We start from the raw sequence: 12,106 nt of genomic DNA on the forward strand, positions 1-12,106 counted from the left end.
CCTGCCGACGACACCTGAACGCACGGTGAATTATCAGTTAAGCATCGTCCGCGACAACGTATATTCATATCGCCGCTACGCGCCGTTCATACAGCCCCCATATCACAGCGCTCACCACAGTCCCTCATCCTCTCCCCATATAGCAACCCCCTCCCCTCAACGTACATACAGCCGATTTCACCCTATCAATCGGCTGTATGTCCGTTAGGAAAGAACACCACCGCCCTCGGCCTCTTCTCTTCTTCCCTGTCCCTTCGCACCCAGCCCTCGTCCTCGCTCTTAAACGTACATACAGCCGATTACGCATCCCGAATCGGCTGTATGTACGTTGAGTAATCAGACCGTGCGAATGGCTGAGCGTGGCGCAGTCATCTAGCTACACCCTACTAACGTACATACAGCCGATCCGCGGTATGTTTTCGGCTGTATGTACGTCAAGGGAGACAGTCCACAACCGCCATCCCTCATCTCATTCCTTTCCTCAACGTACATACAGCCGATTTCACCCCACCAATCGGCTGTATGTCCGTTGAGTGAAACCGCATGCGCACCGGAGAAGTGGAAACGTATGGACGCATGCGTACAGACGCATGCGCATCGACGCGCACGCGACACACGCGATGCAACACACGCGATGCACACACAACACACGCGCGAGGCACACGCGAGACGCACGGCAGCCCCGCGTACCGCCATCCGGCGCGCGACGCACCGATTCGCGGTACGCTTGGTAACTATGGAACTCACTGTTTTGAACCACCCGCTGGTCGAGCACAAGCTCACCGTGCTGCGCGACAAGAACACGTCCTCCGCCACCTTCCGCGAGCTCGTCTCCGAACTCGTCATGCTGGAGGCGTACGAGGCCACCCGCAATCTCGACGTGGTCGACAAGCCGATCGAAACGCCGGTCGCCCCGATGGTCGGCAAGCACATCGCCGAACCCCGCCCGATCATTGTGCCCGTGCTGCGCGCCGGCCTCGGCATGCTCGACGGCATGACCAAGATGATCCCGTCCGCCGAAGTCGGCTTCCTCGGCATGAAACGCGACGAGGAGCACCCGACCCAGCAGATCACCTACGCGAACCGCCTGCCCGACGACCTGACCGGCCGCCAGTGCTTCCTCATCGACCCGATGCTCGCCACCGGCGGCACGCTCGTCGCCGCCACGCACTACCTCGCCGAACGCGGCGCCAAGGACGTCACCGCGGTGTGCATCATCGCCGCGCCGGAAGGCATCCAGTTCGTGCAGGAGCACATCGACCCGTCCATCGACTTCAAGGTCGTCGTGTGCGCGGTCGACGAGAAGCTCAACGACAAGTGCTACATCGTGCCGGGTCTCGGCGACGCCGGCGATCGCCTCTACGGCGTCATCGACTAGCGGAGCGTCCTCGTCGTTGTTCCGCGGTCGGCGTACGTACGCAGTACGCCTTCCCTCGGTGCGCCTAGAGGCCGCATTCGCCAGTCGGTTCCGCCGCATGAAACGACGACCCATCATCCGCGTGGCAGAAAGCGCTCGCTGAGATCGTTCTCAGCGAGCGCTTTCTGCCACGAGATACGACAAAGTGGCGGTTTTCGCTCACTGACGCACCCGTCAGTGAGCGAAAACCGCCACTCGCGTTATCGAGCCCCGTACCGGCTCACTGCTGCACGGAGTTGTTGTAGTCGTCGAGCGTGGTCTGCATGGCCTTGACCTGATCGCTCAGCGCGGTCTTCGGATCGGCGCCTTCGAACACCTTCTCGACGGCGGTTTCCACGGCCTTGCGGGCCTGCGGCATCACGCCGGCCGAGCAGCCCTGCGTGGCGGAGGTCAGCTTCGTGTCGGCGAGCTGCTTGACGGCCACGTCGAATTGCGGGTACTGCTCGCGCCACTGCTTGTCGGTCGCGGTCTCCAGCGCCTTCTTCGAGGTCGGGAAGTAGCCGGTGCCGGTGTGCCACGTGGCCTGGTTCTCAGGTTCGGACAGGAACTTCACGAACTGCCAAGCGGCCTGCTGCTCCTCGTCGGAGTGCTTCACGTTGGAGATCCACAGCGACGCACCGCCGATGATCGGGCCGGAGTCGTTGTTCTTGATCTTCGGGTAGTTACCCACACCGACCTCGAAGCCCTTCTGCTTGGCGGCCTCCATGATGCCTGCCAGATCGGCCGTGGATTCGACCGTGATGCCGACCGAACCGGTCTCGAACGCGTTGACCGCCGCGTCGGTGTCGGTGCCGGTGTTGCCGGAGATGCCGGAGTCGATCATGCCCTTCCACCACTTCATGAACGTCACCGCACCGTCGTTGTCGAACGTGAACTTTGTCGCGCGGTCGGCGCCGCGGCCGTTGTCAGGCGAGCAGTACAGGTCGCCATTCGCGGCGATCTCCTGCTCCAGATACCAGCCGTACACGGCCGCGTTGAAGCCGTACTGCGCGGGGCCGCCGTTCTTCTGCGAGAGCTTCTCGGCATCGGCCTTGACCTCGTCGAGCGTGGCCGGCGCCTTGTCCGGGTCGAGTCCGGCCTTCTTGAACATGGTCTTGTTGTAGTACAGCACCGGCATGGAGGTGTTGAACGGCATCGAGTACAGCTTCTTGTTGACGGTGTAGTAACCGGCCACGTTGGGCTGCAGGTCGGACGTGTCGTAGTTGTCCTTGTCGATGAAGTCCTGCATCGGCGTGATCGTGCCGGAGTCCATCATGAAGCGCGAGCCGATGTCGTAGATCTGCATGAGCGTCGGCGTGGACTGCGACTGCACGGCGGACTTGTACTTGGTGATCGCGTCGTCGTACTGGCCCTGATACGTGCCCTTGACGACGATCTTGCCCTTGTTCTCGTCGTTGAACTTGCTGATGAGCTTGTCGAGCACCTGTCCGTTGGTGCCGGACATCGAATGCCAGAAGTTCACGACGACCGCGCCGCTGGAATCCTTCTGCGTGGCGGTGGTCGCGTTGGCGCTGCCGCATCCGGCGACCGCCATCAACGATCCGGCGGCCGCGACCGCGGCCACCAGAGTACGCATGGTCTTGTTCATGATTACCTCTCTTTGTTGGAAAAACTTACGTACGCGCGTATCGAATCCGGTTTACTTGGACGATCCCGCGGTCAGGCCGCGCACGATCTGCCGCTGGCCGAGGATGACGATGAGCAGCGTCGGGATGACGGCGAGTACCGCGCCGGCCATGACCAGACCGGGGTTGAAGTTATCCGGCGACTGCAGCTGCGTGATGCCGATCTGGATGGTCTGCATCTCCGGCGTTTCGGTGACGAGCAACGGCCAGAAGAAGCCGTTCCAGTGGGTCAGGAACGTGTAGATGGCGAGCGACGCGATGGCCGGGCGGCTCAACGGCAGCACGATCGACCACAGCAGGCGCAGGTTGGACGCGCCGTCGATACGCGCGGCCTCGACCAGTTCCATCGGGAACTGCTTCATGAACGAGTACATCATGAAGATGCCGAAACCGCTGGCCAGGTACGGCAGGATCAGCGCGAGGAACGTGTTGCGCAGACCGAGCGACGAGATCGTCAGGTAGTTCGGAATGATCACGGACTCGCCTGGGATCATCATCGTGCCGAGGAACAGCGTGAACCAGACGTTCGCGCCGCGCACCTTGAGCACCACGAGCGCATACGCAACGAGCGTGGATGTGATGACCTGCGCGACGGTGATGATCAGCGTCGAACCGAACGAGTTGACGTACTGGCGGAACAGCGGGATGATCTGCGCGGCGGTCGCGAGGTTGCCCCACGTGATGCCGTGCTTCGGCCAGATCGCCGGCGGATACGCGGCGATGTCCTGCTGCTGCATGAGCGTGCCGGCGAACGAGTAGTACACCGGGAAGATGACGATGAGGCCGAGCAGCACGAGCACGACGAAACCGACGATCTTCGATGCGACGTACTTGGCGTGCGAGAAGTTCGCGGCAAATCCGCTGACTTTCTCGGCCTGTTCGGCGCGGGCTTCCTTCGCGTGTTCCGTGGCCTGCTGGATGGCCTTGACGGCCTTCGGCTTGGCGGGGATGGTGGTGGTTGTCGCGACGCTCATTGGTTATCGACCTTCTTTCCCACGGTGGTGAACTGGATGAGCGTGATGATCGCGACCACCACGATCAGCACGATCGCCTCCGCGGATGCGTATCCAAAGTTGGAGCTGTTGTTGGCGAAGCCGTGCATGTAGATGTCGTACACGAGCGTCGTGGTGGACGAATCCGGGCCGCCCTTGGTGAGCACGTGGATCTGGCCGAAGCTCTCGAGCGACTGGATGGTGTCGGTGATGATGAGGAAGAACACCTGCGACATGATCATCGGGATCATGATGAACCATTGCAGGCGGAATCCGGACGCGCCGTCGAGACGCGCCGCCTCCACGACCTCGTCCGGCACCGAACCGAGGCCGGCGAGCAGGACGAGCACGTTGTAGCCGATGTTCATCCACACGGTCGTCATGGCGATGGCCGGCAGCGCGAATTGCGAGCTGGTGAGCCAGCCGATCGGCTGGCCGCCGAACTTCTGCACGATCGCGTTGAACAGGCCCGTGGCCGGGTTGAAGAACGCGGAGAAGATGATGGACGCGGCCGACACCGAATAGGCGAACGGCAGCGCGAACACCGTGCGGAACACGCGGTTGACGGTGGATTCCTTGTTGAGCATCAGCGCGATGACCAGCGACAGCACGATGGTGGGCACCACGGTGTACACGGCGAACAGCAGCGTGTTGAGCATGATCTTGCCGAACTCGGGGTCGGTGAACACGCGTTGGAAGTTGCGCAGGCCGACGAACTGGCTTTGCCGGCCGAGGATGTCAGTGCCGGATGCGGACAGGATGAACGTGCGGATCAGCGGATAGACGACAAAGCAGACGAACACGGCGACCGCGGGCAGCAGGTACAGCAGCGACGTCCAGGAATGGATGTCGAACGGCTTCTTCCCGGCCGGACGCACTCCGCCCGGCGTGGTGCCGGGATGCGCGATGGCAGCAGACATAATTAAGACCTTTCGAACGATCGTCGACCCGGTCTCACGTCGCTCGCATCGGTTCGGCCTGTGTACGGACCGTGTGCGCCGCGCGGAAAAGGAAGACGATTCGAATGGACGCCTTGATATGGCTTCCACGTACCGTCTTAACAAGTCCGTATGGGCGGAGCGGGCCACGTCACCCGCTGTTCATCCTGATTTCATGCGCATACCATGCGCAGTTACCCACACGCCGACGATTTGCGTTTCCCGAACGACACGCTAGAGCGCGGCCGCATCATCCATCGCGCACCCACGAAACAGTAGTGGCGGAAAACGCTCGCTGAGAGATCTCTCAGCGAGCGTTTTCCGCCACTACTGCGTTACGCGACGATCGTCGCGCGACCGCGCACACTCGGCGCTCGGAACTCGGCGCTCAGCGCTCCGGCACGAACGCCTCAAAAATATGCCGGTCGAACCAGTCGTCGCACTGCGCAAGCTCGTCGCTGCTGCGCACGGTCCACGACACGGCCGTCGCACCCATCGCACGCGCAAGCCGCACCTGCGGGCTGTTGCCGCCCGACCAGTCGTACGCCACGAAATCCGGGCGCGACAGGAAGTCGAACACCAGCAGGCCGGCGGCCCACTCGGCCACACCGCCCTTGCCGTCGACCTTCGCCGGCCACGACAGCTGCCCGCGGCACACCTCCGGGCGGTGCTCCTTGTACCACTCCACGGCGCGCGGATTGAACGATTCGATCACATACGGACCGTCATACGCCTGCAACAACGCGTCGCCCTTCTCCATGAGCTCTTCCTCACGCGGGCCGAACACGGCGTTGTCGTCGAACTTGTACTCCACGATCAGCGGCACGCGGCCGGCCACCACGCGCAGCACGTCCGAGAACAGCGGCACATGCTGGAAATAGCCGGTCGGCGCGGTGCCACGATCATCCGATTCGGGACGCGGCGACGCGACCGCAGTGCCCGGCGCGTCGTTGCCGAACAGCGGGATGCGGGTCAGCTCGTCGTACGTCAGATCGGCCACGCGGCGCGGATCGCCGGCCACACGCTTGAGATCGGGGTCATGCACGACGATGACCTGTCCGTCCTTCGTCAGCTGCAGGTCGAGCTCGATGCCGTACCCGGCCTCGGCGGCCGCGGCGAATGCGGCAAGGGAGTTCTCCGGCGCGATCGACGTGGTGACGGTCGGATCGCCGTAGCCGGCCTTCATGGCCATACGGCGCGCGCGGGCGACGTACTCGCCGCTTTCGATCGCGTACTGTTCGGTCAAGCCGGAGCCGGCGTCGTGCAGGCCGCGGTGCGCGTACCACGCGTGCGGCACGGCCGGCACGTAGTTGTGCTGCTTGTCGGTGAACGAACGCGGCTTGATGGCCCACGCCGCAGCGCCGGCGGCCACTGCACCGCCGATCAGAACATTGCGAAGGAACGTATTGGATGACATGGTTTTCCTCCCTTGGGTCACCCGTATGCTGACGGTTCGAGCCTAGCCCACGGCATGGCCGGGCACAACCGCAGGCCGTAACTCAACATCATCGCGTCCCTCATGTTGAGTTACGGCCTCCGAGACGCCCGAATAAGGCCGTAACTCAACATCAACGACGGTTTCGTGTTGAGTTACGGTCGTTTTCAGGCCCGGCGACGACCGTAACTCAACATGAGGGACGCGATGATGTTGGGTTACAGCCTGCGACTGCGGTCTGCGGTTACGGCTCGCGGGACAAACCGTGCGTCCGCGCATCCGTGCGACCATGCGTCCACATAGCCGTATGTACGACGAAAGCCGTGTGGATGCGGCGGGGCGTAACGCCACATACACACGGCTTTCGGCTACGGTTCGCGGACAGCCGCATGACGAGGCGCGGCGGTCCGGCAGGACGCGGGATGGTTCCGTACGGGTGACGCCCCGGCGCGCTGTGGCTCGGGTCACGCCCCGCACGGAATCGATGGTTCAGTTATGGTTCGGTGATTCGGTGATCAGTGATCGGTGATTCGACCAGCGGATCACTCGCCGGCCTCGGCAAGCGCCTTCGCGTGACGCTCGGCCAGCTCGGCCTTGATCTGCGGCTCCATCTTCTCGTACTTGCGGTAGAAGCACATGATCACGCCGACGATGACGTAGACGATGACCGGCAGCCAGATGAAGCAGAAGCTGATCGCGTCCTGAGCGGCCTGAGACTGCACGTCCTTGGTCGCGTCGTAGCCGGCGGCGCCCATGATCTCGAGCGGCAGGAACGCGCCGAAGCCGGAGCCGACCTGGATGCAGAACGCGGAGCCGACGGCGGTCAGGAAGCCGGCGGCGTGCACGCCGGTCTTCCACTCGCCATAGTCGACGGTGTCGGCGAGCATGCCGAACGGCATGCCGATGGCGATGGCCGCGCCGAAGACGCCGATGGTCCAGAAGATGACGAGCAGCGGGACGTTGGTGCCGGCGAGCGGCATGAGGGCCTGGCCGACGCCGCCGATGACGAGGCCGATGATCATGGTCAGGGTCTTGTTCTTGGTCTTGTTGGCGATGATCGGCATGGCGATGGTGCCGAGCAGGCCGAGGACCTGCACGCCGTTGAACAGCGAGGTCAGGTTGCGGTTGTCGAGCACGTACTGCGCGTAGTAGGTGGACACGCCGTTACGGGTGGACTGGGCGACCCAGTAGATCACGAACGCGACGACGAGGATGATCCACGGCCAGTTGCCCTTGGCGGCCTTGAAGGAGTCCTTCAGCGGGATCGGCTTGTTGAGTTCGGGGTGGTAGTTGCGCTCGTTGAGGTTCTTGAAGGAGAACAGGAGCAGCGCGATGGCGATGACGCCCCAGATCGCGGTGACGATCATGAAGCCGGCCTTGTCGCCGCCGCCGACCATGGCGCCGAAGACGCCGACCAGCGGGATGGTGAAGGACGAGGTGATGAAGGAGCCGATCTGGCCGCCGGCCATGCGGAAGGAGTTGGCGTTGTTGCGCTCGGTCGGGTCGGAGGTGAGGTTCGGCAGGATGGCGGTGATCGGGGTCTGGATGCCGGTGTAGACGGCGCCGGCGGCCAGAATGTAGGTGATCAGCGCGTACGCGAACTTCGGGGCGCCCTCAGGCAGGCTCGGCGCGGTGAACGCGATCCACACGGTGACCGCGAACGGCACGCACAGCCACAGGAACCACGGGCGGGACTGGCCCCACTTGGTGTTGGTGTGGTCGACGATGGAGCCCCACACGATGGCGGAGATCGCGTCGGCGAAGCGGGCGACGAGCAGGATGGTCGCCGCGCCCAGCGCACCGGCCGCCGGGATGTGGAAGACGTTGGTGTAGAAGTACATGATGTACGACGAGATCGTCACGTACAGCAGGTTGCCAGCCATATCGGTGAAGGAGTAGGCGATCTTCTCCTTCGTGGAAAGCTTCACTGCGGAAGCGTCCTGAGTTGCAGCACTCATGATTGTTGTTCCTTCTTCGGTGATTGGTGAAAATTACAAATCTTCGTGGCTCCCCCTGTCAGAGGAGCCGTCCGCGCGGTTTTGCCCTGGCTCCCCCTACTAGGGGGAGCTGTCCGCAAAGCGGACTGAGGGGGTCTAGAAGTCCGAATCGAACCAGACCTGCATCTGGCCGATCTCGCGATTGGCCCACGCGTAGTACGGGATGAGCTTGAGGTCGTAGGACTTCTCCCCGACCGGGTGCTCCTCGACGTCCGCGTACAGCGGGAAGTCGTCGCCGTCGTGCGTGCGCTTGGTGGCCGGGATCGTAATGACCTCCACACCGTCGAGCTCGCCGAAGTGGTATTCGGCCTTCGCACGGTCGGCATCGTGGCTGCCGATGTGGTAGTTCCACAGCGGCGCCGTGTTGTCGGTCTCCTCGGCGCAGAACACGATCGGTCCGCGCATCACGGCGATCTTGCCGATGTCGTGGCGCACGAGCGTCTTCGAGCGCATGAACTTGACGGCCATGTCGAGGTCGAGCGTAATCGTCGTCGTCTCGCCGGCGGCCGCGGCGACCGTCACGAATCCGTCGACAACCGGCAGGCGGCGCGCGTCCTCGCCGTTCACGGTCATCTCATGCTTGGATGCGGACCACGACGGGATGCGCACGAGGAACTTCACCGGCTCCGCGCCTTCCGGCACGTTCACCGTGAACTCGATGTGGCCGTCCCACGGGAAGTTGGACTTCTGCGAGACCTTCACGCCGTCGAAGAACTCGGCGTCGTTCGCGATGAACTGGTGGGCGATGATCTCGCGGCGGTCCTCGTGCACGGTGTACAGGTAGCGGTCCACGGACGCGATGAGTCGCGCGATGTTGGCCGGGCAGCAGGCGCAGCCGAACCACTCGGCGCGGTGCATGAGCACGTGGTAGCGGTCGGGGTTGTGTTCGGTGGCCTGCGGGTCGGCCTCGAGCGCGTTCACGTAGTAGAAGTGCTTGCCGTCGAGCGCGATGCCGGCGATGGAACCGTTGAACAGCTCCTTCTCGAGCACGTCAGCATACTCGCCGCGCGTCTCGAGTTCGAGCATCTGGCGCGCGAGGAAGCTCATGGCGACGGATGCGCAGGTCTCGCCGTACATGGTGTCGCTTGGCAGGTCGTAGTCGTAGGTGAACGCCTCGCCGACGTGCGTCGAGCCGACGCCGCCGGTGATGTACATGCGCTTGGTGACGATGTTGTGCCACAGGCGCTTGGCGGTCTCCTCGAGCTCCTTGTCGCCGGTCAGGCGGGCGACGTGGGCGACACCGGTGAGCATGTAGCCGACGCGCACGGCGTGGCCTTCGGCGGTCTGCTGCTGGCGGATCGGACGCGCGGTCTGCGTGTATTCGTGCGTCCAGCCGCGCATCTGCGGGAAGATGTCGGTCGAGCCGTCGCCGATCTTCTCGTTCTGCTTGTCGTAGAAGCTCGGGTCCTTGCCGCGCACGTCGATGAAGAACTGCGCGAGCTTGAGGTACTTGTCCTCGTGGGTGACCTCGAACAGGCGGGCGAGCGCGAGCTCGATCTCCGGGTGGCCGTCGGCGCCGGGGATCTTGCCGTCGGTTTCGCCGAAGTTCGCGTCGAGGCAGTCGGCCATCTTCTTGGCGACGTCGAGGGCCTGCTCGTTGCCGGTGACCTCGTAGTACGCGACGGCGGCCTCGATGTAGTGGCCCATCACGTACATTTCGTGGCTCTGCTGGATCTGGGTGAAGCGGTTGCGCTTGGCGAACGCGCCCGACTTGATGATGTACGGGGTGTCGAGGTAGCCGTCCGGGCGCTGGGCGCGGGCGATAAGGTCGACGAGCTTGTCGCACAGTTCCTTGAGCTGGTCGTCGGGCTCGTACGCGAGCGAGTACGCGGCTTCCTCGAGCCACTTGTACACGTCGGAATCCTGGAAGACGAAGCCCTTGAACTCGCCCTTCTCGTCACCGGCGGCGATGCGCAGGTTGCGCACGGCGCGGCTGTAGTGGTAGTCGATGTCCTGCTTGGCACCGGACGGGTCACGCGGGATGTCGATCTTCTGTTCGTCGTTGATGACCGCCCACTGGTAGGGGATCACTTCCTTGGCAACGTTCTCACGATACCGCTTCCAGAACGGCGAAGTGACCGTGACATGTTGCGTAGTCATGGTGCGTCCTTTCGACACTGTAGGTACTGCTTTACTGCTGTTGTTTCCGGCCGTCGGAGAGGTCCGCTGCCATGCGGTGGCGCCCTCTCGGCTGTTGTCGATGACGATAGTAAGTGAGCGTTAACCATCGAGTCCGCAGGTCTTGCGAATGCGAAAATTTTCGCATACTCTATCGCTTGTGAACGTCCCTTCCCTCGTCGCGCGGACCGCGGCCGCCGACCAGCCATCACCAGCCGTCAGCCATGCCGACGATGCGTCATCACCGACCGCCGCCGCGCCACATGCCGCACAGCACCGCACCACCAAGCAGTCACGCCGCCGCCCCACCCTTGCCGACGTCGCGCGCCTTGCGAACGTATCCATCGCCACCGCATCGAAGGCACTCAACCACACCGATCGCATATCCGCCGCCACGCAACGCGCGGTCATCGCTGCCGCCGAACAGCTCGGCTATCGCAAGTCGACCGAGTCGGCCTCCGCGTCGCCGCCGCACCGCCGCCAACGCTCCGGACTCGTCGGCCTCATCACCTCCGACTACAACGGCCGGTTCGCGCTGCCGATGCTCACCGGCGCGGAAACCACGCTCGGAGCCTCCAATCACGCCGCGCTGCTCATGAGCTCGCACGGCCGACCCGCGCTCGAACGCAGCCACATCGACCGGCTCGCGGCGCACGGCGTGGACGGACTGATCGTCGTCGGCAACACGACCAACTCGCGTCCGCCGCTCGATCCGAAGACCACGATGGGACTGCCGGTGATCTACGCGTACGATCCGTCGCGCGATCCGGCCGACTGTTCGATCATCTGCGACAACGTTGGCGCCGGCGCGCAGGCGATCGAGTACCTGCTCAGCCTGGGTCGGCGGTATATCGCGATCATCGCCGGGCCGGAGGATTTCCAGGCCGCGAAGGACCGTGCGCGCGGGGCGTGGCAGACGTTCACGCTGTATGATTTCCGACCCGTGGCGGTGCTGTTCGACGCGTGGAGCGAGGAGTGGGGCGAGCGGGCGGCGCAGCTGCTGATCGAGCAGCATCCGCATCTCGACGCGATCTATGCCCTAAGCGACGAGATCGCGCGCGGGGCGGTGCGCGGGCTGATGGCGGCCGGCAGACGCGTCCCGCAGGACGTGGCCGTGGTCGGGCACGACAACTGGTTCGTGTTCGCGGCGAACGCGCACCCGACACTGACCACGTTCGACAACAACATCCCGATGCTCGGCAAAACGGCCGCACGGTATCTGCTCGACGCGCTGGCCGGGCGACCGCATCACGGCGTATTCACCGTGGAATGCCCGATGGTCGTGCGCGAATCCACCGATCCCACGCGCCGCACCCAGCTCGAAAGCACCGGCCGCATCTTCGACCGCCAAGGCGGCTGACGTCTCCGCGCCCCGCGCACGCCCTCCCCTTCCCACGTGGCAGAAAACGCTCGCGGAGGCCCGCCTCAGCGAGCGAAAACCGCCACTCACCCTCCGTCGTGGCAGAAAACACTCACTGATGCATCGGCCAGCGAGCGAAAACCGCCACGATCCGCATACAATGACTCCGGTACCCCGCATCCCGCCCACAAGGACGTCACCATGACATCACGCCCATCATCCGT

8 protein-coding genes are annotated in these 12,106 nt (G+C 63.8%); 2 read left to right on the top strand and 6 right to left on the bottom strand.

Translation table 11 applies throughout. The features are described from left to right. The first annotated feature begins 736 nt into the window (after positions 1-736). Positions 737-1,378: a uracil phosphoribosyltransferase gene (gene upp / locus DSM100688_RS05040; protein WP_033492598.1), complete on the top strand. Its 642-nt coding sequence runs from the start codon at positions 737-739 to the stop codon at positions 1,376-1,378. A gap of 259 nt (positions 1,379-1,637) precedes the next feature. Here the strand turns inward: upp and DSM100688_RS05045 are convergent, their stop codons facing one another. The 6 genes from DSM100688_RS05045 to DSM100688_RS05070 form a co-directional block, all read right to left on the bottom strand. After that, entirely contained in the window at positions 1,638-3,005 is a 1,368-nt protein-coding gene (locus DSM100688_RS05045; protein WP_152358052.1) for an ABC transporter substrate-binding protein, read from the bottom strand. A 51-nt stretch (positions 3,006-3,056) separates the two neighbouring features. After that, positions 3,057-4,016, bottom strand: a complete 960-nt coding sequence (locus tag DSM100688_RS05050) for a carbohydrate ABC transporter permease (RefSeq protein WP_152358053.1) — start codon at positions 4,014-4,016, stop codon at positions 3,057-3,059. After that, complete coding sequence (locus DSM100688_RS05055; RefSeq protein WP_152358054.1) at positions 4,013-4,954, bottom strand: carbohydrate ABC transporter permease; 942 nt, start codon at positions 4,952-4,954, stop codon at positions 4,013-4,015. Before DSM100688_RS05055 ends, DSM100688_RS05050 begins: the two co-directional genes overlap by 4 nt. A gap of 406 nt (positions 4,955-5,360) precedes the next feature. Continuing rightward, positions 5,361-6,389, bottom strand: a complete 1,029-nt coding sequence (locus tag DSM100688_RS05060) for a glycerophosphodiester phosphodiesterase family protein (RefSeq protein ID WP_152358055.1) — start codon at positions 6,387-6,389, stop codon at positions 5,361-5,363. Between the two features lie 560 nt (positions 6,390-6,949). Beyond that, positions 6,950-8,365: an MFS transporter gene (locus DSM100688_RS05065; protein ID WP_152358056.1), complete on the bottom strand. Its 1,416-nt coding sequence runs from the start codon at positions 8,363-8,365 to the stop codon at positions 6,950-6,952. Between the two features lie 135 nt (positions 8,366-8,500). Further along, positions 8,501-10,504: a glycoside hydrolase family 127 protein gene (locus DSM100688_RS05070; RefSeq protein WP_152358057.1), complete on the bottom strand. Its 2,004-nt coding sequence runs from the start codon at positions 10,502-10,504 to the stop codon at positions 8,501-8,503. A gap of 178 nt (positions 10,505-10,682) precedes the next feature. On the opposite strand from DSM100688_RS05070, the gene DSM100688_RS05075 reads away from it, so the two are divergent. Further along, positions 10,683-11,882, top strand: coding sequence for a LacI family DNA-binding transcriptional regulator (locus tag DSM100688_RS05075; RefSeq protein WP_240811838.1), 1,200 nt, complete (start codon positions 10,683-10,685; stop codon positions 11,880-11,882). Positions 11,883-12,106: the final 224 nt, after the last annotated feature.

It is taken from the genome of Bifidobacterium ramosum (assembly GCF_009299505.1).
Taxonomy (GTDB): Bacteria; Actinomycetota; Actinomycetes; order Actinomycetales; family Bifidobacteriaceae; genus Bifidobacterium; species Bifidobacterium ramosum.